The organism is Mesorhizobium sp. WSM3224 (assembly GCF_000427725.1).
Taxonomy (GTDB): domain Bacteria; phylum Pseudomonadota; class Alphaproteobacteria; order Rhizobiales; family Rhizobiaceae; genus Mesorhizobium.
In genome coordinates this window covers 1-24,092 of the sequence record NZ_ATYO01000024.1, presented here as the reverse complement: position 1 = coordinate 24,092, position 24,092 = coordinate 1, and the positions used below count along the sequence as shown (strand labels likewise).

Sequence of the window (24,092 nt, the reverse complement as noted above, 5' to 3'; positions counted from 1 at the left end):
TTTCTCGACCTCTCAGGCTGCTTTTTTCTTGGCGGCCGCACGCCAGGCGGCGACGGCCTTTTCGGCGGCTTCCGCCAGCGTGTCGGCGACGATCACCTTCTCGCCGGAATCGGCCAGGATCTTGCGTCCTTCCTCGACCTTGGTGCCGGAGAGGCGCACCACCAGCGGCACGTCGACGCCGACCTCGCGGATCGCCTTGATGACGCCTTCGGCCACCCAGTCGCAGCGGTTGATGCCGGCGAAGATGTTGACCAGGATGGTCTCGACTTGTCTGTCGCCAAGCACGGCGCGGAAGGATTTCGCCACCCGCTCGGGCGAGGCGCCGCCGCCGATATCGAGGAAGTTGGCTGGCTCGCCGCCGGCGATCTTGATCATGTCCATCGTCGCCATGGCGAGGCCTGCGCCGTTGATGATGCAGCCGATATTGCCTTCCAGGCCGACATAGGAAAGGCCGCGGTCGCTGGCGAAGGTCTCGCGCGGGTCTTCCTGGCTCTTGTCGCGCAGCTCGGAGATTTCCGGCCGCCGGAACAGCGCGTTCTCGTCGAACGACATTTTCGCGTCGAGCGCGACGAGGCTGCCGTCGCGCGTCACCACCAGCGGATTGATCTCCAGCATCGAGGCGTCGTAGTCGCGGAACACCTGGTAGCAGCCGAGGATGGTTTCGGTCGCCTTGCCGATCAGGTTGCTTTCAAGGCCGAGGCCGAAGGCGATCTCGCGCGCCTGGAAGCCCTGCATGCCGACGCCGGGATCGACCACGGCGCGGATGATGGAATCAGGCTGTTTTTCGGAGATCTCCTCGATCTCCATGCCGCCGGCGGCCGACGCCACGATCATGACGCGCTCTTCCTTACGGTCGAGCACGAAGCCGAGATAGAGCTCCTGCGCGATATCGACGGCTTCCTCGAGATAAAGACGCGAGATCAGCTTGCCGCGCGGGCCGGTCTGGTTGGTCACCAGCTTGCGCCCGAGCATGGCTTCGGCGGCGTTGGAGATCTCCTCGTCATTGGAGCAGAGTTTTATGCCGCCGGCCTTGCCGCGCGCGCCGGAGTGCACCTGCGCCTTCAGCACCCATTTCGAGCCGCCGACCTCCCTGGCACGGTAGGTCGCCTGCTCGGGGCTGTAGGCGAGGCCGCCGCGCGGCACATGCACGCCGTGGCGGGCAAGCAGTTCCTTGGCCTGGTATTCGTGAATGTCCATTTTGTCCTCCCGGTAATTGTCAGTGCGTGGCAGCCTGGCCGGCGCGCTCGATCGCTTCGCTCACCACCAGCACGTTGCGCGCCATGCGCTCCGACGCCGCGTCGATCATCTTGCCGTCGAGGGCAGCCGCGCCCTTGCCGAGCGCCTCTGCTTCCTTCAGCACCTCGATGATGCGGCGGGCACGCGTGACCTCCTTCTCCGGCGGCGAGAACACATCGTTGGCCAAAGCGATCTGCGACGGGTGGATCGCCCATTTGCCTTCGATGCCGAGCGCTGCGGCACGCCTTGCGGCTGCCTTGTAGCCTTCCGGATCGGAGAAATCGCCGAACGGTCCGTCGATGGCGCGCAGGCCATAGGCGCGGCAGGCGACCGTCATGCGCGACAGGGCGAAATGCCACTGGTCGCCGGGATAGTCCGGGTTGAGGCCGCCGATATTGACGGTGCGCGCCTTGTTGCTGGCGGCGTAGTCGGCGACGCCGAAATGCATGGCTTCCAGGCGGCCGGGCGTGGCGGCGATCGCCTCGACATTGGCCATGCCCAGCGCCGTCTCGATCAGCGCTTCAAGGCCGACACGGGTCTTGAAACCCTTGGCCATCTCGATCTGGTTGACCATGGCCTCGACCATATAGAGGTCGGCCGGCACGCCGACCTTCGGCACCAGGATGGTGTCCAGGCGGTCGCCGGCCTGTTCCATGACGTCGACCACGTCGCGGTACATGTAGTGGGTGTCGAGACCGTTGATGCGCACCGAGACGGTCTTGCCTTTGGCGCGCCAGTCGATGTCGTTGAGGGCCTGGATGATGTTCTTGCGGGCGCGCTCCTTGTCGGGCGGCGCGACGGCATCCTCGATGTCGAGGAAGACGAAGTCGGCGGCGCTGTTCGCCGCCTTGTCGATCATCTCCGGGCTTGAACCCGGAACGGCCAGCTCACTACGCTGAAGCCTCAGTTTCTTCAGATGGTTGATGGTGTGGCTCATGGTGCGTTCCTCACGCCGCCTTGGCGACCGGCACGTCGGCCGTGCGGCGGAAATGCTCGATGGCCGCGGCCACGCCGGAACCCGGCGCCAGTCGCACGCCGCAATCGAGAAGCGCCATTTCGGCGGCCGACAGTGAGGCGCAGACCATCACCTCGTTCAGCCAGCCGAGATGGCCGATGCGGAAGACTTTTCCGAACACCTTGTTGAGGCCGCCGCCCAGCGAGGTCTGGTAGGCCTGATAGGCGCGCATGACCACGTCGCCGCTTTCAATGCCTTCCGGCACCAGGATGGCGCTGACCGTGTCGGAATGCCATTTCGGCGCCTTGGCGCAAAGCTTCAGGCCCCAGGCATCGACAGCCTTGCGCACCGCTTCGCCAAGACGATGATGGCGGGCGAAGATGTTGCCCAGCCCTTCCTCCTCAATCAGGTCGAGCGAAGCGCGCAGGCCGCGTAGCAGCTGGGTCGCGGGCGTGTAGGGGAAATAGCCGGCGTCGTTGGCGCGGATCATGTCCTCGAAGGAGAAGAAGCAGCGCCGGTGGGTCGACACCCGGGAGGCGGTGAGCGCTTTCTTGCTGACCGACAGGAAGCCGAGGCCGGCCGGCAGCATGAAGCCTTTCTGCGAGCCGCTGACGGCGCAGTCGACGCCCCATTCCTCCTGGCGGAAGTCGATCGAGCCGATCGAGGAGACGCCGTCGACGAAGAGGAGCGCCGGGTGGTCCGCCGCATCGAGCGCGGCGCGGCAGCCGGCGACGTCGCTAGTGACGCCGGTCGCGGTCTCGTTCTGCGTGCAGAAGATCGCCTTGATGCGGTGCGCCTTGTCCGCTTTCAGCCGCTCCGCGTAGATTTCGAGCGGAACGCCGGTTCCCCATTCGCAGTCGACGACGTCGACCTCGAAGCCGAGGCGCTCGGCCATGTCGACCCACAGATGCGAGAACTGGCCGAAGCGCGACATCAGCACCCGGTCGCCGGGGCTGAGCACATTGGTCATCGCCGCTTCCCAGGCGCCGGTGCCGGAGGAGGGGTAGATGAAAACGCGGCCGGTTTCGTTCTTGAAGACCTTTTTGATGTCCTCGAACAGCGGCAGCGTCAGGTCCGGGAAGGAGGCGGCGCGCATATCCTCCATCGGCAGGTTCATGGCCTGCCGGACTTGTTCGGGAATGTTGGTGGGCCCCGGGATGAAAAGATGCGTGAACCCAGCCATGCGCGAACTCCTCCGGTCGTTTGGGATGGTGGAGGAAGTTTCGTCTCGGCGAGGCTCGCCAACAACACCTTGCCGGGTAAGTTGTTGGCCCTTGCGGGTGGGACCGTCCTACCCGATCGGCCTACCCGATTGGCGATTTGGAAGGGCGGCGTTTCTCGCTGGAATAGAGCGCGACGGCCATGGCGCGGTTGCGGACGTCCAGCTTGTCGTAGAGGTTCTTCAAGTGATACTTCACCGTGTTCTCGGAAATCCCGGTCCGCGTCGCGATCTGCAGATTGGTCCAGCCGTCGGAAAGCACCGCAAGCAACTCGCGCTCGCGCACGGTGAGCCGGGACAAAGGCGTGTCGTTGACCTTGTTGATGTCGATATAGGGAATGCAGATGCGGCCATGCGCGACAGCCAGGATCGTCTCGAAGATGATCGGCGGGTCGTCGAACTGGAAGCAATAGCCCTGCGCGCCGAGGCGCACGCATTGTTTCAGGATGCCGATGTCGTGGTCGTTGGAGAAGACCGTGATGCGCACGCCAAGCTGGCGGTTCTGAACTTCCGTGAGGACGTCGGCGCCATCCATGTCGGCGAGCTTCCAGCCGATGACGGCGACGTCGAATTTCGTGGTGGCGGCCAGTTCCAGGAATTGCGCGCCGCTGTGCACGGCGCCAAGCAAATCGAAGCGGCCGTCGCATTCCAGCATTTCACGGAGCGCCGAAACAACGAACGGATTGCGCTCGGCAACGACCACGCGAACGCGCCGCTCGGCATTTGCCTCGTTCGTCTTTCCGGACTTGATGTTCAAGGGCAGCGTTTGTCCTCGACCGGTTAGGGGATGCGCAGATCCTGCTGGATCATGCATCATGACAATTCTGCCTCAACCGTGACGGGGTGCTCTTTCCCCAGCGACATGCGCTGTCGCGTCGGCTGAAGCCATTGTCGCACCTGCGACGCGTAGTAGGTCAGAGACTCCGTAGGCAAGATCGCCGCGATATTTCCCCGGCTATTCCGGGCTCTAGAGTGACATCTTGCCAAGACGAATCGCATCGTCGCGCTATCTGCCGCACAGGTATGAGATTTCTCCGAAAGCGGTTTCCGGATTTCGGGCGCATGCGCTGGGGCGGGTCACCGTTTGACAGAAACGGCGAACCGCTCCAGCTCCTTGTTTTGACGCAATTCCGGACGGAAAACCGTTTCACACTTTTCCTGGAATTGCTCTAGACCAGTTTAACACCCTTTCCGGATTCCTGATGGCGGGAGGCGCTGGTGGAAGGCCACGACGAACAGACGATAGGCGCCAGGATCGCCGACGAGCACCACGCCGACATCTATGGCGAGGACGGCGTCGTTCTGTCGTCCTTCCTTGCCCGGATCGGCGCGGCGATCGCCGACCGCAACAGGATCGCGCTCAAGCGCGAAGTCGACGACCTGCACCAGTCCGAACTCGGCGACCTCATCGAGGCGCTGCATCCCGAACAGCGCCGCGCACTGGTCGAGTTGCTCGGCTCCGATTTCGACTTCTCCGCGCTGACCGAAGTCGACGAAGCGATCCGCATGGACATCGTCGACAATCTGCCGAACGCGCAGATCGCGCAGGCGGTGCAGGAGCTCGATTCCGACGACGCCGTCTACATTCTGGAAGATCTCGATCAGGAGGACCAGGACGAGATCCTGTCGCAACTGCCGTTTACCGAGCGTATCAGGCTCAGGCGCTCGCTCGACTATCCGGAAGAGACGGCCGGCCGGCGCATGCAGACCGAGTTCGTCGCCGTGCCGCCGTTCTGGACGATCGGCCAGACCATCGACTACATGCGCGAGGACAGGAACCTTCCCGACCGCTTCAGCCAGATCTTCGTCATCGATCCGAGTTTCAAGCTGCTGGGCGCGATCGACCTCGACCAGATCCTGCGCGCCAGGCGCGCGGTCAAGGTCGAGGACGTAATGCATGAGACCCGCCACGCCATTCCGGCCACGATGGACCAGGAAGAGGCGGCGCGAGAGTTCGAGCAATACGATCTGCTGTCGGCCGCCGTGGTCGACGAGAACGAGCGGTTGGTCGGCGTGCTCACCATCGACGACGTGGTCGACGTCATCCAGGAGGAGGCGGAGGAGGACCTGCTGCGCATGGGCGGCGTTGGCGACGAAGAGCTGTCCGACACGGTGCTCGCCACCTCGCGCTCGCGCGTGCCCTGGCTGCTGGTCAATCTTTTGACCGCCTTCCTTGCTGCTTCGGTCATCGGCCTTTTCGACCATACGATCGAGCATATCGTGGCGCTGGCGGTGCTGATGCCGATCGTCGCCGGCATGGGCGGCAATGCCGGTTCGCAGACCATGACTGTCACCGTGCGGGCGTTGGCAACCAGGGATCTCGACATCTACAATGCCGCCCGCATCATCCGCCGCGAGGTGGGGGTGGGCTTCATCAACGGCATTGTCTTTGCGGTGCTTATCGGCATGGTCGCCGGCTTCTGGTTCCGCGACCCCAATCTGGGCGGCATCATCGGTGCAGCGATGATCATCAACATGTTCGCCGCGGCACTTGCCGGGATCCTTATCCCGTTGCTGCTCGACCGATTGAGGATCGACCCGGCGGTGGCGTCGGCGGTCTTCGTGACCACCGTCACTGATGTCGTTGGCTTCTTTGCCTTTCTCGGCTTAGCTACCTGGTGGTTTGGCGTTCCCTAAGAGAATGCTACAATTGACTTTTACGTAAATGCCGTGCGAGGCTGCCGTTGGGGTCACGTGCCGATTCCGGCGCGGGATGGGTCTAATCGGAGGGAAGGGCGACGCTCCAAGCGGCGATGCCCGGGCTTGGGAGCGGGAATGCGGGAATACTATACGATCACCGAGCTGACACGCGAGTTCGACGTGTCAACGCGGACGTTGCGTTTTTACGAGGACGAAGGGCTGGTGCAGCCCGTGAGGCGCGGTCGAACGCGGCTGTTCCGCCCCTCCGACCGCCATCTCATTCGCCAGATCATGCGGGGAAAAAGGCTTGGCTTCTCGATCAACGAGATCCGCGAGATCATCCAGATGTACAAGGAGCCGCCCGGCGAGGTCGGCCAACTCAAGCTGATGATCAAGCGCATCGAGGAGAAGCGCGAGGACCTTCGCCAGAAGCGGCGCGACCTGGAAGAGACGCTGGCCGAGCTCGACCAGGCCGAAGAATCCTGCGTGGAGCGGCTGGCTGAGCTGGGCGTCAACACCTAAGCGCTGACCGGCTCAAATCCAGCGCCGCACCCTTTTTGCATAATCGCGGTACTTCTTGCCGAACTTCGCCGCCAGGATCTTTTCTTCCTTCTCGATCGCCAGTTTCTGCGTCGCGAAGGCGGCGAGGAAGGCGAAGAGCAGGAACCAGGCGATGCCGGTGATGAACGCGACGCCGATCAACAGCAGCGTGTTGGCAAGATACATCGGGTTGCGCGTGATGCCGAAGGGGCCGGACGTCACCAGATGATCGGGCTCGGCATTCGGATCGAATGTCGTCTTCGCCCGCATCATGACGCGAATGGCCGTGATCCACAGCATGGCGACGCCGAACAGCGCCACCCAGCCGACGCCGAACAGGAGATCGCCGAAGATGTCGCCGATCCAGGGCAGCGGGTAGAGCATGCCGAGCACGACGCTGAGCGCGATCGCCACGACATAGATCACCGGCGGCCAGGGGATGATCCCGTGCCTGGGTTTTGCGATGCCCGTCATTGCTGCCCTCCCTCCATCTGATCCTCCGTCGCGGCGGTGCAGGTGCTCGCCAGATCGGCCAGATGCGATTTCCAGACGCTGGACTGGTCGTTGCTGTAGAGCTTGTCGAGAGACCCTTCGCCCTTCAGCGTGTCCAGCATGCAGCCACAATAGCTGGAACAGAACTTGCTGTCCCGCTGCTGTTCGCACTGCGCCTGGCAAGCCGGCAGGAAGCTGGCTTCCTTGTCCTGGGGGGCGGCGGGCATGACCTGCGACAACAGCCATACCGAGCCGAACAGCAACGGCTGGTGGATGAGGTAGAAGGCAAGGCTATGCCGGCCGATGAAGGTCAGCGGGTTCGACCAGCGGCCGGGTGCCCATGCTCCCAGCCGGGCGAGCAAGCCTGACGAGGAAGCGAGCTTCACCGCGGCGATACCCAGCAGAACAGCGCCGAACCAGGGGAAGAGCGGCACGTAGTCGTTGGATCGCGGGTTGGTGGCGGGAAGGCCGACCCACCACAGCGCCGGATGGTCGAAGAACTCCGAGCGCAGATAGTAAGGCGCGGCGATGACCGCCGTAGCAATGATTGCCGTCAGCAGCGCCGGCAGCCTGAGAAAGGCGAGGCCGAGCAGGCTGGCCAGCGCAATCTCATGCAGGATGCCGAAGAAGATGAACCCGTCCGGCGTAACCAACCAGGTGATGGCGGAAATGGCGATCGCCGCTGCAGCGACCATGGCAAAGCGCTTCCAGAAGCCAGGCCAGCGGATCTGGCGGCCATGGGCGAGGAACAGGCTGACGCCGACCAGGAACAGGAAGGTCGAGGCAATGCAGCGCGCATAAAACTTCCACCAGCCGAAGGCGGTGAGGGCGGGCGCGGTGTAGCCGAAATTTTCGAGATCCCAGGTGAAATGGTAGCTCGCCATCGCAATCAGCGCGATGCCGCGCAGGATGTCGATGGCCTGGATGCGGCGGTGCTTTGCGGTGTCCTGAACGGGTTCGCCGGTCGTTTGAAAGCTCATTGATCTCGCAATCCGATTCAGTCGTGCCGAACGACTATCACGGTTCACGCCGACGACAGAAGCAGGTGGCCATCAATGCGTTTCATGGCAGCCATGAAATTTCGCTTTAGGCCAGCGGCGGAAAGCCTTTGGCAGGCTTCGCTTTTCGGCCCCTCGGGGTCGGTTTCCTGCTACTGGCCGGCAGCTGGTACGGCCAGATTTGACGGGTGATTCACGCCTCGGAGGGCCGATGTCCACCCATGTGCGCCATCCGATTTGGCTTCCGGCCTTGCGGCCGGCGGATGCGCGCACCTTCGCCTCGCTCTATGCGATGGAATCCTTCGCCCGCGCCACGATCTCCAGCGTGATCCCGATCCAGGCCTACGAGATCCTGCACAACGAGCGGATCGTCTCGATCCTCTATACCATCGTGTCGCTGATGGGCCTTTCGGTCACGCTGTTCATGCCGATGCTCATCCGCCGCTTCGCGCGGCGCTGGGTCTACACGGCCGGTTGCCTGCTGCTGGCGATCGGCTCCGCCTTCTTCGTGACCCACACACTGCCCGGGCAGATCGCCGGCATGCTTTGCCGCGTCATGGGGGCGAGCGCGCTGTCGATCACGCTCAACCTCTACATCATGGACCACATCCGCAAGACCGATTTCATGCAGGCGGAATCGCTGCGCATGGCCTGGTCGATGTTTGCCTGGACCGGCGGGCCGACACTCGGCATCTTCCTCTACACCCATTTCGGCATCTATGCCGCGCATGGCGCGGTCGTGGTTTTTGCGTTCGCGCTGCTTTGCCTGTTCTGGTTCTACCGGTTGACCGACAACCAATCTATCCGGCCCGGCAAGTCGCGTCCCGCCAATCCGCTCGCCAATATCGGCCGCTTCGTCGCGCAGCCGAGGCTGCGGCTTGCCTGGCTGATCGCCTTCGGCCGCTCCTGCTTCTGGACGACGTTCTTCGTCTACGGTCCGCTGTTCATGGTGATCACCGGCCAAGGTGAACTGGCCGGTGGATTGCTGGTTTCGGCAGGCAATGCGCTTTTGTTCGTGGCGATCTTCTGGGGCAGGGCGGGCAAGCGCTTCGGCGGGCGACGCGTCATGACCTTCGCTTACTTCTCCATGTCGGCAGCATTGTTTGCGGCGGGTGGCATCGGCGAGGCCGCGCCTTTGCTCACCGGTGCGCTGCTGCTTTGCGGCGCCTTGTTCACCATCGCGCTCGACGCGCTCGGCTCGACCGCCTTCATGCGCTCGGTGCGTTCCTACGAGAAGGCGCAGATGGCGGCGGTCTACCGCACCTATCTCGATTTCTCCGAGCTGACGCCGCCGCTCGTTTATTCGGTAGTGCTCGCTTTCTTCGGCCTGGGATCAGTGTTCGTCACGCTCGGTATCCTGGCCGCCTTCTGCGGCTTCGTCACCTGGCGCTATATGCCGAAGTCATTTTGATTTGGGCTGGAGCTCCGCGTGGCGTCCGCGCACCCAATCGTGAAAGCGGTGCAGGTCGTATTCTTCCGGCATCAGCACGCCGGCCTCGTGGCGCATCGAGCGCAGGCCCTTCTGGTTCACCTCGCAGATCGCTGCGTCTTCTTCGAGCACCTGCGTGCCGAAGGCGACGATGTTGTCGATATCGGTCTTTCCCAGCGCATCCGGCGCGAACAGCCACTCGGCGGTGAGCTCGGTCTGCTCGGGGCCAAGCGGGGTGAGCCGCACCGTGCGCATGTAGTCGACATGGCCAACAATGAACATCGAGGGCAGCGACGTGGCGTAGGTCTGGCCGGCGGCGCGCTCGGCCGGGGTCAAACCGGAAAAGACCGGGCCGTGGACGTGCCCGTCCTGCGACCAGGTTTCGGCGCCGGCGCGCAGGCGGCCGGAGAATTCCGGATCGTCGTTGTCAGCGTGGCGAGCCCATTCCGGATCGTCATGCCTTCCCATCAGGCCGCGGCCATAGATCGGCACCAGCCGCGACAAGTCCTTGTGCACGCCCGGGCAATGCAGGCATTCGTTGAAGTTCTCCCAGAAAATCTTCCAGTTGCAGTTCATCACCTTGGTGAACCGGTGGCCTGTGACGAGCGTTTCCAGCGGCCAGTTGGATAGATCGCCGGAGGCCCGATCGAAAGCGCTTTCCGCTTCGCCGCCGGGGTCCTCGGCGAGATTGATGAAGACGAGACCGCGCCAGACCGAGAGCGCCACGCGGTAGAGCGGATAATCCGCCTTGTCGAAGCCCTCGGGCAGTGATTTCGACGGCACGCGCACGAGATCGCCACGCAGCGAATAGGACCATGCGTGGTAGGGGCAGGTCAGCAGCCTGGCCTTCAAGCGCCCGGCACTTTCCTGGCAAAGCTGCGAGCCGCGGTGCCGGCAAGTGTTGTGGAAGGCGCGCAGGCTGCCGGTCTCGTCGCGCAGAACGACGATCTGCTGCGAACCGATGCGCATCGTGCGGTAGGCGAGGGGTTCGGCAAGATCGGCCGAGCGGCAGACCATCAGCCAGCTTCGGTACCAGATGGCGTCCAGATCGCGCCGGTAGGCATCGGCATCCCAATACGCCGCCGACGGCAGCGTCGGCGTGAGCTTTGTCAGACCGTTGTAGGAGTCGCGGTCGCTTGGATTGGGCTGCATCGGCTTCTCCAGGGCTGCCGACAGCCGACACCCGGGTAGAGCTGTTGTCAATTGCCGGCTCGGCACATTGTAGCGGCCGCGGGAGGACCTTAAGGTCGAACGCATGCTGCCAAGAACCATGTCGCTTACCGAGGAACTGGTCGCCCGTTGTTTCCGGGCGGTCGAGGATACGGGACCGGATCCCGATGCGGAGCATCTGGATGATAGCGACTATGAGGCGATGCTCGACGCGTTCGAGGCTGAGCTTCCCGCGACAGAGCCGCTTTGGCTGTTCGGTTATGGCTCGCTGATCTGGAAGCCGGAGATCGAGCATGTCGAGGAACGGGTCGCCGTGGCGCGCGGCTGGCATCGCTCGTTCTGCATGAAGATGACGCGCTGGCGCGGCACCAAGGAGAGGCCCGGCCTGATGATGGCGCTGGATCGCGGCGGCCAGTGCAAGGGCGTCGCCTTCCGGCTGGCCGACGGCAATCGGAGGCAAGCGCTGGACAAGCTCTTCCGGCGCGAGGTGACATTGAAGCCGACGAGCTATTGGCCGCGCCTGTTGCAGCTTTCAACCGACAACGGACCGCTGCGGGCGCTGGCCTTCGTCATCAACCGCCGGGGCACCACCTATGCCGGTCCGCTCAGCGAGGACGAAGTGGTCGACAGGCTTGCCACGTCCTGCGGCCATTGGGGTTCGGGCGCCGACTATCTCTACAACACGGTGAAGAACCTCGAGCAGCGCGGCATCCATGATGCGCATCTGTGGCGGTTGCAGCAGCTCGTCGCCGCCCGGATCGGCGCTTCGTAGGATCCTGCTGCAATCGCGCCGTGCGGTGGCGGAATTTGGTTTGCCGGTGATTGTGCTTCTGCCTAAAGTCGCGACCGTCGGCCTCGTGGCGACGACAAGATTCCTCCGTGGACAAGGGCAGGGAATGACCGGCGCGACAGCCGCGAGCGGCGACAAGGCATCCGATCGGAAACTGACCTTCATCCTGGGCGGCGCGCGCTCGGGCAAGAGCACGCATGCCGAGACCCTGACGACTGCCCTTCCATCGCCTTGGGCCTATATCGCGACGGCGCAGGCCTATGACGACGAGATGCGCGAGCGCATCGCGCTGCACCGGTCGCGGCGGAGCGAAGGCTGGGTGACCATTGATGCACCGCTCGATATGGTCGGCGCGATTGCGGCTTTGCCGGACCACCAGCCGGTGCTGATCGACTGCCTGACGCTGTGGCTTACCAACCAGATGCTGGCCGAACATGATGTCGAGGCCGAATGCCGGCGGCTGATGGATGTGCTGTCGCAGCCGCGCGGGCCTTGGTTCGTGGTGTCGAACGAGGTCGGTCTCGGCATCGTGCCCGATAATGCGCTGGCGCGCCGGTTCCGCGACGCAGCGGGACGGCTCAACCAGCAGGTCGCGGCGATAGCCGACAGCGTTCTCATGATGGTGGCGGGGCTGCCGCTCAAGGTGAAATGACATGGCTGAAATCGAGGAAAAAGACGCCGAGCGCCATCGCGCCAAGATGGCGAAGCGCAAGGCGGTGCAGGATGCCGAGGTGGCCGGCAAGACGATCGAGAAGGGGCTGCTGATCGTCAACACCGGGCCGGGCAAGGGCAAGACCACTGCCGCCTTCGGCCTGGCGCTGCGGATGCTGGGCTACGGCAAGCGTGTCGGCGTCGTGCAGTTCATCAAGGGCAAGTGGCATACCGGCGAAAAGGATGCTTTCGCCGCCTTCGGCGATCGTGTCGTCTGGCATGCGATGGGCGAGGGGTTCACTTGGGAGACGCAGGACCTCAAGCGCGACATCGCCGCCGCCGAAGCCGCCTGGGCCAAGGCGCTGGAGCTGATGGCCGATCCGTCGATCAGCCTGGTGGTGCTCGACGAGCTCAACATCGCGCTGCGCTATGATTATCTCGATCTGGAGAAAGTGGTCGCGGCGCTCAAGGCGCGCCGGGACGACCTGCATGTGATCGTCACCGGCCGCAATGCCAAGCCGCTGCTCGTCGAGGCCGCCGACCTCGTCACCGAAATGGGCCTGACCAAGCACCATTTCTCGGCTGGGGTAAAAGCACAGCAGGGGATCGAATTCTGAACCGCCTTAGCCGATGATCATAACGGTCAGGTAGATCATGATCGCCGAGACGATCGCGAACAGGCCGAGCAACAGCCAATCGGCGACACGGTAGAGCTTCAGCGCCTGGCGGATGTCGGTGCTTTCGGCCTCGCGGCGGCCGCCTTCGCCCATGAAGGCGTCCTCCACGACCTCGCCGCCATAGCTGCGTGGCCCGGCGAGCGAAAGCCCCAGCGCGCCGGCCATTGCGGCTTCCGGCCAGCCGGCGTTCGGCGAGCGGTGTTTCTTCGCGTCGCGCCGCATGACTTGCCAGGCGCTGCCCGGATCGGCGCCGGGGACAACAAAGGCCGCCAGGACGATGAGCAAGCCGGTCAGCCGCGACGCGGGCAGGTTGATCAGATCGTCGAAGCGGGCAGCTGCCCGGCCGAAGGCCTCGTATTGCGGCGTGCGGTGGCCGATCATCGAATCGGCGGTGTTGGCGGCCTTGTAGGCCGCACCTCCGCCCAAGCCGCCGATACCGGTCCAGAAGGCAGGCGCGACGATGCCGTCGGAGAAATTCTCGGCCAGGCTTTCAATCGCGGCGCGGGCGACACCCGCCTTGTCGAGCTTTTCGGGATCGCGGCCGACGATGCGCGAAACGGCGATGCGGCCGAGCGTCAGGCCGCCGGTCTCCAGCGCGTCGGCGACGTGCTCGACATGTTCGGCGAGGCTCTTCTGCGACAGCAGCGTAGAGCCCAGGATGGCAGCGATGACCAAGCCGGATGGAAAGACCAGCCAGAGCATGACATGCAGCGCCACACCGATGACGCCGGGCACCAGCAAAATAACGAGCAGAGCCTGGACGCCGCGGTGACGACGCAATTCGTCGGAATCGGTGGCGCGGTTGAGCCGGCGATCGAGAAAGGATATCAGCCTGCCGATCCAGGTTACCGGATGGCCAATGGCGTTGAACAGCCAGTCCGGATAACCGAGGGCACGTTCAACAGCGAGTGACAGGAAAGCGATCAGGACAGACATGAAGCTTCTAAGCGGAGCGATTGCAGCGGTTGATCATGGCGGCAGCCTTGGCCGGGCAAGCGCGCTTTTTCCTCATGCGCCACAACCTTTCGTGGATCTCTCGACAGGTATCAATCCGCACTCCTATCCGCTTTTCGACCTGCCCGCCACCGCCCTGTCACGATTGCCGGAGGCGGGACAACTGCGTGAATTGGCCGAAATTGCGGCCAGGGCCTATGGCGCACCGTCGGCGGCGCATGTGTCGGCGGCGCCCGGCACGCAGATTCTCCTGCCGCGCGTGGCTTCGCTGGTGCAGCCTGGCAAGGCGCTGGTGCTCGGCCCGACCTATGCCGAACACGCCCGGGCTGCTGCCATCGCCGGCCATGCCGTTGCGGAAGTGAGAGATTTCGACGGGCTGGCCGACGCCGACCTTGCGGTGCTGGTCAATCCCAACAATCCGGACGGGCGGGTGATCGAAAAGGCTCGCCTGCTCGACCTCGCCGCGCGGCTTCGCGCCAACGACGGCCTGCTTGTCGTCGACGAAGCTTTCATGGATGTCGGCCCGGTCGAGCAAAGCCTGGCTGGTGACGTCGGGGAGGGCGGCATCGTCGTGCTGCGCTCGTTCGGCAAGTTCTTCGGCCTCGCCGGTGTGAGGCTCGGTTTCGCGCTGGCGGATCCGCTGACGGCCGAGCGCCTGGATGCGCAGTTGGGTCCCTGGGCCGTGGCCGGCCCGGCGCTCGAATATGGCATCCGCGCCCTGGCCGATACGAAATGGCAAGCCGCCATGCGGCAACGCTTGGCACAGGAGACCGGGCGGCTTGACGCGCTGCTTGGCCAATTCGATGTTCCGGTCGCCGGCGGCACCAGCCTGTTCCGCTATTTGCCGTTTCCCGGGGCCCCAAGCTTGTTTTCGGCGCTTGGCTCGAGCGGCGTGCTGGTCCGCCATTTCGCCGAACGGCCTCAAGTTCTGCGCATCGGCCTACCGGGCAGCGAGGGGGAATGGCAGCGCCTTGAAGGCGCCCTTGCCGCCTGGGCCTTAGAGCGCGAAGATGCGGCCAGGGAGTTCGGAAAATGATCCATGTCTGTTCGCTGTCGAAGGTCGGCGAAACCGTGGCGCGAACCGGCGCCGAGCGGCTGCTTTCGCTGCTTGCCGCCGGCACGGAAGTAATCCGTCCGGCCTCGATCCTGGCGGAAAACCATCTGCACCTCGTCATGCATGACATTGCCGTGGCGCAGGAGGGCATGACCATGCCAGGCGAGGATCATGTCCGTGCCCTGCTCGATTTCGCCTATCGCTGGGACCGCGCGAAGCCGCTGGTGGTGCATTGCTATGCCGGCGTCAGCCGCTCGACCGCGTCGGCCTACATCATCGCGGCGGCGCTGGCGCCGAAGCGCGACGAGATGGAACTTGCCCGGACACTGCGTTTTCTCTCGCCGACGGCTACGCCCAACCCCCGGCTGGTCGCCGTCGCCGACATGCTGCTCGAGCGCGATGGCCGTATGATCGCGGCGATCGAAGCGATCGGGCGCGGTGCCGACGCTTTTGAAGGCACGCCTTTCGAGCTCGATATCGCAGGGTAGCGAGCGGCTACGACAGCCATTCCGCAAGCTTCGCCTTACGCACATCCTTGACCAGGCTGATAAAACCGTCGGCCTGCATTTCCGCCGTCAGGCGGCCTTTCTCGGCTGTGGCGATCGAGGCGTCGCCGACCACGCCGTTCGGGTTGAGGTCGCTGGCGATCCAGGCGAAGGCATGCGTGCCGGTGTGGCGCAGCAGGGTGAATTCCTTTTCGGCGCGGCCGACATTCGAGACGAAATTGTCGGCCTTGCTCATGTCGACGAGGTCGGGCCGGAAATGCAGCATCAGCGAGGTCTCGACATCGCCGCCATGGATGCCATGACGGTCCTCGAGCTCCGTATACATGCCCGCCGGGCGGCCGAAGCGTTGCCAGCTCGTCTTCACCGACAGCATTTTTGCGCGCACGCGCAATTCGCGCGAAATGATGCCCATGATCTCTTCATTGCCGCCGTGCGAATTGACGACGATCAGTTTCCTGACCCCGGCCCGGGCGACCGACAGGCCGAGTTCCGTCCAGGCGTCGACCAAAGTGGTGGCGGGCAGAGTGAGCGTTCCCGGCGCATGCAGGTGCTCGTTCGACTTGCCGACTGCCTGCACCGGCAGGATGCGGATGTCGAGGTCGTCGGGCAGGCGCGCGATCACTGTTTCCAGCATGCCCATCATGATCGAGGTGTCGGTCGAGACCGGCAGATGCGGGCCGTGCTGCTCAATCGCGGCCACCGGCAAAACGGCGATGGTCGCTTCGGCATCGATCGAGGCGTATTCCGTCGTCCGGTAGTCGCCCCACCATACACGTCTTGTCGTCACTTTATTCTCCCAGTGGTCTGCTACGCTGCAAGGGCGGTCTAGTGTGCTTGGCGGCTGCGAGCAACCGTCAGCCTGCCGCCAGCACCTCGACCTCGACCTTGAATTCCGGGCGGGCAAATCCCGAAACGATCATCAGCGTCGAGGCCGGCGCCGGATCGGAAAACAGGCGGTTGCGAACGTCCATATAGGCCTGCAAGTGTGCGCGATCGCTGACGAAGGCATTGATGCGCACGATGTCGTTCAGCGTCAGTCCGGCTTCGCCGAGAATCGCTGAAATGTTCTTGAAGCACAACTCCGCCTGCGCGCCGGGGTCTTCCGGCACGGCGTCATCCGGGCCGATGCCCAACTGGCCAGAGCACAGGATTATGCGCTTTCCCGCTGGAATTTCGACGCCGTGGCTGTAGCGGGCGAAGGGCGGCTTAATCGACTTGGGCGTCAGATATTTGAGCATTGCATTCTCCTGTCCGCCGGCAGACTAAGGCCCGATTCATGAAACCTTCAAGATGCGGTGCATGCCGCCAGGGCGATTATGGACAGGCGTCCAAAAAATAGGCACGATGCCTTGCGTACAGCATGACCCTTCCGGTCTTGGCAATGACTGCCGCGCAAGCAGGCGGCCCAGGCGGTGGCATGTGTCTTGCTTCTTGAATCAATGGTGTCGAGTCCAGCGCTTTGTGCGCCCGGGCCAAGAGAGGGTGATGTTTATGGTCGGAAAAGAAAAGATCCTGGCGGGCGCCGTCGTCCTGCTGGCGGCTGGCACGCTTGGCGCGGCCGCGAACGAGAAAGTGACGTTCGGCACCAACTGGCTGGCCGAACCAGAGCATGGCGGCTACTACCAGGCGATCGCGGACGGCACCTATGCCGCGTGCGGCCTCGATGTCACGATCATGCAGGGCGGCCCGCAGGTCAGCGGCCGGCCGATGCTGCTTGCCGGCAAGATCGATTTCTATATGGGCGGCAATTTGCTTTCGGCCTTCGACGCCGTGCAGCAGGGCATTCCGATGCGTGTCGTCGCGTCCGACTTCCAGAAGGATCCGCAGGTCATCATGTCCCAGCCAGGGCAGGGGCTGGACAAGTGGGAGGACCTGAAGAACGCCGATCAGTACATCATGGGCGACGAAGGTGCGCAGACCTTCTTCCAGTGGATGGTCACCGATCTCGGCTTCGATGCCGCCAAGCGCGTGCCCTATACCTTCAACCCGGCCCCCTTCATCGCCAACAAGAAGTCGATCCAGCAGGGCTATGTGACGTCCGAGCCCTTCGCGGTGCAGAAGCAAGGCGGCTTCACGCCCAACCAGTTCCTGCTCGCCGACTATGGCTGGGATACTTACGCGACGACCGTGGAGGTCATGCAGGACACGATCGACAAGCGGCCGGAGGTGGTGCAGTGCTTTGTCGATGGTTCGGCCAAGGGCTGGTACAATTATCTCTACGGCGACAACAAGGCCGCCAACGAGATGATCAAGAAGGACAATCCGGACATGACGGATGAGCAGATCGCCTTCTCGATCGAGCAGTTGAAGAAATTCGGCATTGTCGATTCCGGCGATTCGGAAAAGCTCGGTATCGGCGCCATGACCGATGCGCGCATCCAGAGCTTCTACGACAAGATGGTCAAGGCCAAGGTCGCGCAACCCGGCATCGACATCAAGAAGGCCTACACTCTGGCTTTCATCAACAAGGGTGTCGGGCTGGAGCTGAAGAAGTAAGGCGGCCTGCCTGACATGATCCAGGAGAAGGTGGCGAAGACGCGGGCGGCATCGGGCGAGGCCCCGATGCTGCTTTCGTTGCGCAATGTCGGCAAGGTCTTTTCCAACGGCGTGACGGCGCTGAGCCAGGTCGACCTGGCGATCCGCGAGGGCGATTTCCTCAGCCTGCTCGGCCCGTCGGGCTGCGGCAAGTCGACGGCGCTCCGCTTGATCGCCGGTCTGTCGACACCGACCTCCGGCCAGCTCGACTGGCGCGGCTCGATCGACCGTTCGAACATCGGCTTCGTCTTCCAGGAGCCGACGCTGCTGCCCTGGGCCAGCGTCTTCGACAATGTCTGGCTGCCGCTCAGGCTGAAAGGCGTGTCCCGCGCCAAGGCCGGACCCGCGGTGATGGAGATGCTGTCGCGGGTCCATCTCACCGGCTTCGAGAACGCTGTGCCGCGCGAGCTTTCCGGCGGCATGAAGATGCGCGTCTCGATCGCGCGGGCCATGGTGACCAAGCCGCGCATCCTTCTAATGGACGAGCCGTTCGCCGCGCTCGATGAAATCACCCGCTTCAAGCTCAACAACGACCTGCTGGAGCTTTGGCAGGACGAACGCTTCACCGTCGTCTTCGTCACCCACAGCGTCTTCGAAAGCGTATTTTTATCCAGCCGCGTCGTCGTCATGGCCGCACGTCCGGGTCGGGTGTTCGGCGAACTTCGCGTCGATGCGCCTTATCCGCGCGACGAAGCGTTCCGAACTTCCCCCGACTATGCCGCGCTTTGCCGGCAGGCCTCGGACGTGCTGGTCAATGCTATCAACTCAACCGCCGGATCGCATCATGACGGCCATTGAAGACACCACGCTGAAGCTCGATCCCGAAGAGGCGCGCCGCGTCCGCCAGGAGCGACTGGAGCGGATCGGCAAATGGGTGCTGCCGCTGGCGATCATGGTGCTGGCGATCTGGCTGTGGGACCGCATCTGCGTCTGGAACGAGATCCCGCAATATATCCTGCCGCGGCCGGGCGTGGTGCTGCAGACGCTGCACAATGATGCCGGCCTGTTGTTCTCTTCGCTGCTGGTGACACTCAGGATCACTTTCCTCAGCCTGCTGCTCGCCGTCTTCGGCGGCGTCGGACTGGCGGTGCTGTTCGCCCAGTCGAAATGGGTGGAGATGTCGTTCTTCCCCTTCGCCATCGTGCTGCAGGTGACACCGATCGTCGCCATCTTTCCGCTGATCAACATCTATGTGAACAACCAGACGGTCAAACTGCTGCTCTGCGCCTGGATCGTCGCCTTCTTCCCGATCCTCTCCAACACCACGCTCGGGCTGAATTCGGTCGACCGCAATCTGCGCGACCTGTTCAAGCTCAACGGCGCGACACGCTGGCAGCAATTGCGCTATCTGCGGCTGCCGGCGGCGATGCCCTATTTCCTCGGCGGACTGAAGATCGCCGGCGGCCTGTCGCTGATCGGCGCGGTTGTGGCGGAGTTCGTCGCCGGCGCGCAGGGACAGTCGTCGGGGCTTGCCTCGCGCATCATCGAGGCTGGCTACCGACTCAACGCGCCACGCCTGTTCGCGGCGCTGATCCTGATCTCGCTCACCGGCATCCTGATCTTCCTGGTGCTGTCGCTGGTGTCGCATCTCATCCTGCGCCGCTGGCACGAAAGCGCGCTGAAGCAGGAGCGGTAGGGTGTGTGACGTGATTGAGAACGGTAAGGGGCTGCTTGGGCCAGAGACACGGCGAACAGGCGTGCGGAGACATCGCGAACGGTTTTGCACCGCCGCATTCTTTGGCGACCGTAACGGCATGGATCCTCGGGTCTGCGCGTCCGCTTCGCTTCCGCTCCGCCCGTGGATGACGAAGGACAGGAAGGCATATGCAAATCGCCAATGCTGGAGGTTGGTAGGAACGCGGGTATCTGCGACGTCTGTGATTGGTGGCGGCATCCTTTCTCTTCGTCATCCTAGGGCGGAGCGGGAGCGAAGCGGACGCGCAGACCCGAGGATCCATGCCGTTCCCTTCGAGCTTAGCGGCGGTGCAGAACTGTTCGCGATGTCCCCGCACGGCCGTTCACCGTGTCTCCGATCCAAACGGCCCCTTGAGGAAACGGTGTTGCATAGGACAGAGGGGGGCAGGCCTTGATACCAACCTCTGGTTCTTATCGCCTGACTAACATCCGCCTTCATCGGTCGCTGACGCCCGGCCTTGCCGCAACCTTCAACAGCGACGGTTTCGCGCTTGTCGACATGTCCGTGGCCGACGGCAAGATTTCCAGCATCAGCGCGCATGGCAAGCCAAACGTCGCTGGCGATGCGATCGACCTTGCCGGCCGCATCGTGCTGCCGTGCTTCGTCGACTGCCACACCCATATCGACAAGGGCCATATCTGGCCGCGAAAGCCCAACCCCGACGGCACCTTCATGGGGGCGCTCAACGCCACCGGCGCCGACCGCACCGCGCGCTGGAGCGCGGAGGACGTCGCGCGGCGCATGGATTTCTCGCTGCGCTCGGCCTACGCGCATGGAACCAGGGCCGTGCGCACTCATCTCGACAGCGTGCCGCCGCAGGAGGAGATCTCCTGGCCGGTGTTCGAGGCGGTGCGGGAGAGATGGCGCGGGCGTATCGACCTGCAGGCCGCCTGCCTGCTCGGCATCGAAGGCGTGCGCGACAAGGCCTGGTTCGAGCGGCTGGCGAAGCGCGTCGCCGGGGCCAAGGGCGTGCTCGGCGTCGTCACCTATATGGTGCCCGACCTCGAGGAACTGCTCGACCAGGTTTTCGCGCAAGCGATCAAGCGCGGGCTCGACCTCGATTTCCATGCCGACGAGACCGACGATGTCGCGGCAATCTCCTTGAAAAAGATCGCCGAGGCTTCGCTGTGGAACGGTTTTGAAGGCAACATCCTGGTCGGCCATTGCTGCTCGCTGGCGCGTCAGCCGGACCTTGAGGTGTTCGACACGCTGGACAAGGTGGCGAAGGCAGGACTGGCTGTCGTGTCGCTGCCGATGTGCAATCTCTATTTGCAGGACCGGCGCAACAACAACACCACGCCGCGCTGGCGCGGCGTGACGCTGCTGCATGAGATGAAGGAGCGCGGCATCAAGGTGGCGGTCGCTTCCGACAACACGCGCGATCCGTTCTACGCCTATGGCGATCTGGATATGCTGGAAGTCTACCGCATGGCGACGCGGATCCTGCATTTCGACCACCCGGTCGGCGATTGGCCCAAAGCTGTGGCGGTGACTCCGGCCGAGGTGATGCGGCTCGATGGTGCCGGCACGCTCGCCGCCGGCGGCGGCGCCGATTTTATCGTTTTCAAGGGCCGCAGCTGGACCGAATTGCTGTCGCGGCCCGAATCGGATCGCATCGTGGTGCGCGATGGCAGGGCGATCGAACGCCAACTGCCCGACTATGCAGAACTCGACGAATTGATGGTGTGACGATGGATATTGGAGCGCTGAAGCGCGATCTCGACGGGATCAAGATCGACGACCATCCGGCCATCGTCCAGCAGAAGAGCCGCGACTTCTATTGGTACAGCCCGGTGCTGAAGGCGCAGCTCGACCATGTCAAAGGCGATCTCATTGTCACGCCGAAAAACGAGGATGAGGTGATCCGCGTGCTTGCCGCGTGCCACAAGCACGGCGTTCCGGTGACGCCGCGCGGCAGCGGCACCGGCAATTACGGGCAGGCCATGCCGCTGTCGGGCGGCGTGGTCCTCAACCTTGCGGAGATGAACGAGGTCAAGACGATCGCCCCCGGACGTGTGGTGACCGGGCCGGGCGCGGTGCTGGCCGACATCGACAAGGCGACGCGGGCGCATTCCGGTCAGGAACTGCGCATGTCGCCTTCGACCTACAACACGGCTTCGATCGGCGGCTTCGTCGCCGGCGGCTCCGGCGGCGTCGGGTCGATCCGCTGGGGCGGCTTGCGCGACCTCGGCAATGTCATCCGGCTCAGGACCGTGACCATGGAGGCCGAGCCGCGCGTCATGGACCTCATCGGCGAGGACGTGCTCAAGGTCATGCATGCCTATGGCACCAACGGTATCATCACCGAGGTCGAGATGCCGCTGACGGCCAGCTATGATTGGATCGACGTCATCGTCGGCTTCGACGATTTCATGGACGCTGCAGGCTTCGGCAACGACCTCGCCGTGCAGGACGGCATACTGGCTAAGCTGATCACGCCGATCGCAGCGCCTATTCCCTACGACTATTTCAAGCGGCACCAGAAGTTCTTCCGGCGCGAGCAGAGCATCGTGGTGTGCATGATCGCGCCGCATGCCATGGGCGCCTTCGACGCCTTCGTCCACAGCAGTCGGGGCGAGATCGTCTACCGGGCCGACCAGGAAGCCGATCTCAAAGGCCTGCCGCCGGCCTACGAACTGACATGGAACCATACGACGCTGCGCGCCATCAGGGTCGATCCGACGATCACCTATCTGCAGACGCGCTATCCGTCGCCGGATCATCTTGCCCATGTCAGGGCGATGGTGGATCGGTTTGGCGATGAGGTGCCGGCCCATCTCGAATTCATCCGCTTCGACGGCGCGATCGGCGCCGCAGGCCTGCCGCTGGTGCGCTACACCACCGAAGAGCGGCTTAACGAGATCATCCGCATCCACGAGGATAATGGCTGCTGGATCTTCAACCCGCACCGCTACACGCTGGAAGAGGGCGGCATGAAGCAGACCGACGCGGTGCAGCTTGCCTTCAAGCGCGAGACCGATCCGCAAGGGCTGCTCAATCCCGGCAAGATGATCGCCTGGGAAAATCCGGACTACGACTATCGCTCCGGCAGGACGTTCCTGTTCAAGGGGCTGCAAAAGGCGGGGTGAGTCGATGACGAGCGTGCCTCGCGCTGACCTACGGGATGTTGTCCAGTGAACGTCCTAGTCCTCTACGCTCATCCGGTGGAGACCAGCTTCAATTCCGGCCTGCACCGGACGATCATCGAGCGGCTGAGCGTGGCGGGCCATAGCGTCGACGATTGCGATCTCTACGCCGAGGATTTCGATCCGCGCCTGACGCGCGCCGAGCGGCTCGGCTACCACGACCCGCGCGGGCCTGATGATGCGGTCGCCGGCTACGTGGAAAGGCTTCAGAGAGCCGAGGCGCTGGTGCTGTCGTTTCCGGTCTGGAACTACGGCTATCCGGCCATCCTGAAAGGCTTCTTCGACCGCGTGTTCCTGCCCGGCGTGTCGTTCAAGCTGGTCGACGGCAAGGTGCGGCCGACACTGCACAACATCCGTAAGCTTGCAGCCGTCACCACCTATGGCGGCAGCCGTTTTCGCGCCATGCTGATGGGCGATCCGCCGCGCAAGGTCGTGAAGCGCATGCTGCGGGCCACCATAAAGCCCGGCGCTCCCGTCTCCTATCTCGCGCATTATTCGATGAATCTCTCGACCGATGGTTCGCGCAACGCCTTCATCGCGAAAGTCGCTGCGACAATGGACGCTTTCTGATGCGCGTGCTGGTGGTCTATTGCCATCCGATGCCGGCAAGCTATTGCGCCGCGATCCGCGACGCCGCCGTCGAGGTGCTGAAGGGACGAGGCTGGGAGGTGCGGCTGCTCGACCTCTATGCCGAGAATTTCGATCCGGTGATGAGCTGCGAGGAGCGGCGCTTCTACAACGACCGCGCGCCGGACGATCCAGCGCTCAAGCCGCATTTCGAGCATCTGGAATGGGCGCAGGCGATCCTCTTCATCTATCCGACCTGGTGGTATGGGCTGCCGGCAATGCTGAAGGGCTGGTTCGACCGCGTGTGGGCGACCGACATCGCCTTCAAGCTGCCGGCCGGCAAGGGGCGGATCACGTCGCTGATGCGGCATGTGACCAAGGTCGGTGTCATCACCACCTGCGGCGCCCCGACCTGGTGGAGCGTCATCGTCGGCCAGCCCGGCCGCAAGACCATCTTGCGCGGCATGCGGGCGCTGTGCGCCACGCGCTGCAAGACGCTCTTCCTGGCACACTACATGATGGATTCGTCCACGCCGAAGAGCCGGGCGGCGTTCCTGGCGAAGGTCAGGGCGAGGCTGGGGAAGTTTTGAGCATGGCTCTTCCCTTCTCCCACAAGATCCTATGAGGGCGTGGATGGCGGCGCGATGTTTCGCCAAGATTGGTTTTCCACCCACGCAACAAGGGAGAAGACCGATGTCGCATGACCAATCGAGTATCGCATCGAGCGCCGCCACCCGTGGCCATCATGGCGCAGTCACAGCCTCTTTGGAACTGAGCACAACGAAGTGGCTGGTGAGCGTGCAATCGCCGGGCAGCGAGCGGTTGTCGCGGCACGTG

The 24,092-nt window shown here is 63.7% G+C and carries 25 protein-coding genes; 15 read left to right on the top strand and 10 right to left on the bottom strand.

All coding sequences use genetic code 11. From position 1 onward, the window contains the following. Positions 1–12: 12 nt before the first annotated feature. From YU3_RS0126170 to YU3_RS0126155, 4 genes are all read right to left on the bottom strand, one after another. Positions 13–1,197 carry a malate--CoA ligase subunit beta gene (locus tag YU3_RS0126170; protein WP_027168978.1) on the bottom strand — a complete coding sequence of 395 codons (1,185 nt, stop codon included), beginning with the start codon at positions 1,195–1,197 and terminating at the stop codon, positions 13–15. 19 nt (positions 1,198–1,216) lie between these two features. Beyond that, positions 1,217–2,173 carry a CoA ester lyase gene (locus tag YU3_RS0126165; RefSeq protein ID WP_027168977.1) on the bottom strand — a complete coding sequence of 319 codons (957 nt, stop codon included), beginning with the start codon at positions 2,171–2,173 and terminating at the stop codon, positions 1,217–1,219. A 10-nt stretch (positions 2,174–2,183) separates the two neighbouring features. Then, entirely contained in the window at positions 2,184–3,374 is a 1,191-nt protein-coding gene (locus YU3_RS0126160) for an aminotransferase class V-fold PLP-dependent enzyme (protein ID WP_027168976.1), read from the bottom strand. Positions 3,375–3,495: 121 nt separating this feature from the next. Then, on the bottom strand, positions 3,496–4,167 hold the full coding sequence (locus YU3_RS0126155) for a response regulator transcription factor (protein WP_027168975.1): 672 nt from the start codon (positions 4,165–4,167) through the stop codon (positions 3,496–3,498). A 461-nt stretch (positions 4,168–4,628) separates the two neighbouring features. Between YU3_RS0126155 and mgtE the strand changes: the two genes are divergently transcribed. Further along, positions 4,629–6,047 (top strand): magnesium transporter, encoded by a 1,419-nt coding sequence (gene mgtE / locus YU3_RS0126150; RefSeq protein WP_027168974.1) that lies wholly within the window; start codon positions 4,629–4,631, stop codon positions 6,045–6,047. A gap of 138 nt (positions 6,048–6,185) precedes the next feature. Next, positions 6,186–6,572: a MerR family DNA-binding transcriptional regulator gene (locus YU3_RS0126145; RefSeq protein ID WP_027168973.1), complete on the top strand. Its 387-nt coding sequence runs from the start codon at positions 6,186–6,188 to the stop codon at positions 6,570–6,572. 12 nt (positions 6,573–6,584) lie between these two features. Here the strand turns inward: YU3_RS0126145 and YU3_RS0126140 are convergent, their stop codons facing one another. Both YU3_RS0126140 and YU3_RS0126135 read right to left on the bottom strand, forming a co-directional pair. Beyond that, complete coding sequence (locus YU3_RS0126140) at positions 6,585–7,064, bottom strand: isoprenylcysteine carboxylmethyltransferase family protein (RefSeq protein WP_027168972.1); 480 nt, start codon at positions 7,062–7,064, stop codon at positions 6,585–6,587. Next, positions 7,061–8,062, bottom strand: a complete 1,002-nt coding sequence (locus YU3_RS0126135) for a DUF1624 domain-containing protein (protein ID WP_027168971.1) — start codon at positions 8,060–8,062, stop codon at positions 7,061–7,063. Before YU3_RS0126135 ends, YU3_RS0126140 begins: the two co-directional genes overlap by 4 nt. A 229-nt stretch (positions 8,063–8,291) precedes the next feature. Between YU3_RS0126135 and YU3_RS0126125 the strand changes: the two genes are divergently transcribed. Beyond that, positions 8,292–9,491: an MFS transporter gene (locus YU3_RS0126125; RefSeq protein WP_027168970.1), complete on the top strand. Its 1,200-nt coding sequence runs from the start codon at positions 8,292–8,294 to the stop codon at positions 9,489–9,491. Here the strand turns inward: YU3_RS0126125 and YU3_RS0126120 are convergent. Beyond that, positions 9,483–10,661, bottom strand: a complete 1,179-nt coding sequence (locus tag YU3_RS0126120; protein WP_027168969.1) for an aromatic ring-hydroxylating dioxygenase subunit alpha — start codon at positions 10,659–10,661, stop codon at positions 9,483–9,485. The two genes, YU3_RS0126125 and YU3_RS0126120, sit on opposite strands and share 9 nt — an antisense overlap. 103 nt (positions 10,662–10,764) lie before the next feature. On the opposite strand from YU3_RS0126120, the gene YU3_RS0126115 reads away from it, so the two are divergent. The 3 genes from YU3_RS0126115 to cobO all read left to right on the top strand — a co-directional run bounded on the left by YU3_RS0126115 (position 10,765) and on the right by cobO (position 12,737). Then, a complete protein-coding gene (locus YU3_RS0126115; protein WP_027168968.1) occupies positions 10,765–11,451 on the top strand; it encodes a gamma-glutamylcyclotransferase in 687 nt (228 codons plus the stop codon). Between the two features lie 124 nt (positions 11,452–11,575). Next, positions 11,576–12,121, top strand: a complete 546-nt coding sequence (cobU, locus tag YU3_RS0126110; RefSeq protein WP_051334097.1) for a bifunctional adenosylcobinamide kinase/adenosylcobinamide-phosphate guanylyltransferase — start codon at positions 11,576–11,578, stop codon at positions 12,119–12,121. A gap of 1 nt (position 12,122) precedes the next feature. Next, positions 12,123–12,737 carry a cob(I)yrinic acid a,c-diamide adenosyltransferase gene (gene cobO / locus YU3_RS0126105; RefSeq protein WP_027168966.1) on the top strand — a complete coding sequence of 205 codons (615 nt, stop codon included), beginning with the start codon at positions 12,123–12,125 and terminating at the stop codon, positions 12,735–12,737. Between the two features lie 6 nt (positions 12,738–12,743). On the opposite strand, the gene cbiB is transcribed toward cobO, so the two are convergent. Next, positions 12,744–13,733 (bottom strand): adenosylcobinamide-phosphate synthase CbiB, encoded by a 990-nt coding sequence (gene cbiB, locus YU3_RS0126100; RefSeq protein WP_027168965.1) that lies wholly within the window; start codon positions 13,731–13,733, stop codon positions 12,744–12,746. On the opposite strand from cbiB, the gene cobD reads away from it, so the two are divergent. Beyond that, complete coding sequence (gene cobD / locus YU3_RS0126095) at positions 13,732–14,787, top strand: threonine-phosphate decarboxylase CobD (RefSeq protein ID WP_027168964.1); 1,056 nt, start codon at positions 13,732–13,734, stop codon at positions 14,785–14,787. The genes cbiB and cobD overlap by 2 nt on opposite strands. Beyond that, positions 14,784–15,293 carry a tyrosine phosphatase family protein gene (locus YU3_RS0126090; protein WP_027168963.1) on the top strand — a complete coding sequence of 170 codons (510 nt, stop codon included), beginning with the start codon at positions 14,784–14,786 and terminating at the stop codon, positions 15,291–15,293. Before cobD ends, YU3_RS0126090 begins: the two co-directional genes overlap by 4 nt. Before the next feature lie 7 nt (positions 15,294–15,300). On the opposite strand, the gene YU3_RS0126085 is transcribed toward YU3_RS0126090, so the two are convergent. Together YU3_RS0126085 and YU3_RS0126080 are read right to left on the bottom strand one after the other, a co-directional pair. Further along, complete coding sequence (locus YU3_RS0126085) at positions 15,301–16,098, bottom strand: creatininase family protein (protein ID WP_027168962.1); 798 nt, start codon at positions 16,096–16,098, stop codon at positions 15,301–15,303. Between the two features lie 67 nt (positions 16,099–16,165). Beyond that, complete coding sequence (locus YU3_RS0126080; RefSeq protein ID WP_027168961.1) at positions 16,166–16,549, bottom strand: RidA family protein; 384 nt, start codon at positions 16,547–16,549, stop codon at positions 16,166–16,168. A gap of 253 nt (positions 16,550–16,802) precedes the next feature. On the opposite strand from YU3_RS0126080, the gene YU3_RS0126075 reads away from it, so the two are divergent. The 7 genes from YU3_RS0126075 to YU3_RS0126045 all read left to right on the top strand — a co-directional run bounded on the left by YU3_RS0126075 (position 16,803) and on the right by YU3_RS0126045 (position 23,845). Next, positions 16,803–17,807: an ABC transporter substrate-binding protein gene (locus YU3_RS0126075; RefSeq protein ID WP_027168960.1), complete on the top strand. Its 1,005-nt coding sequence runs from the start codon at positions 16,803–16,805 to the stop codon at positions 17,805–17,807. A 15-nt stretch (positions 17,808–17,822) separates the two neighbouring features. Continuing rightward, positions 17,823–18,644, top strand: coding sequence for an ABC transporter ATP-binding protein (locus tag YU3_RS0126070; protein ID WP_027168959.1), 822 nt, complete (start codon positions 17,823–17,825; stop codon positions 18,642–18,644). After that, a complete protein-coding gene (locus YU3_RS0126065; protein WP_027168958.1) occupies positions 18,631–19,482 on the top strand; it encodes an ABC transporter permease in 852 nt (283 codons plus the stop codon). The genes YU3_RS0126070 and YU3_RS0126065 overlap by 14 nt, the downstream gene beginning before the upstream one ends. A gap of 450 nt (positions 19,483–19,932) precedes the next feature. Then, entirely contained in the window at positions 19,933–21,231 is a 1,299-nt protein-coding gene (locus YU3_RS0126060) for a cytosine deaminase (protein ID WP_027168957.1), read from the top strand. A 2-nt stretch (positions 21,232–21,233) separates the two neighbouring features. Next, complete coding sequence (locus tag YU3_RS0126055; RefSeq protein WP_027168956.1) at positions 21,234–22,631, top strand: FAD-binding oxidoreductase; 1,398 nt, start codon at positions 21,234–21,236, stop codon at positions 22,629–22,631. A 45-nt stretch (positions 22,632–22,676) separates the two neighbouring features. After that, entirely contained in the window at positions 22,677–23,258 is a 582-nt protein-coding gene (locus YU3_RS0126050) for an NAD(P)H-dependent oxidoreductase (protein WP_027168955.1), read from the top strand. Beyond that, positions 23,258–23,845 carry an NAD(P)H-dependent oxidoreductase gene (locus tag YU3_RS0126045; RefSeq protein ID WP_027168954.1) on the top strand — a complete coding sequence of 196 codons (588 nt, stop codon included), beginning with the start codon at positions 23,258–23,260 and terminating at the stop codon, positions 23,843–23,845. The genes YU3_RS0126050 and YU3_RS0126045 overlap by 1 nt, the downstream gene beginning before the upstream one ends. The last annotated feature ends 247 nt before the right edge of the window (positions 23,846–24,092 follow it).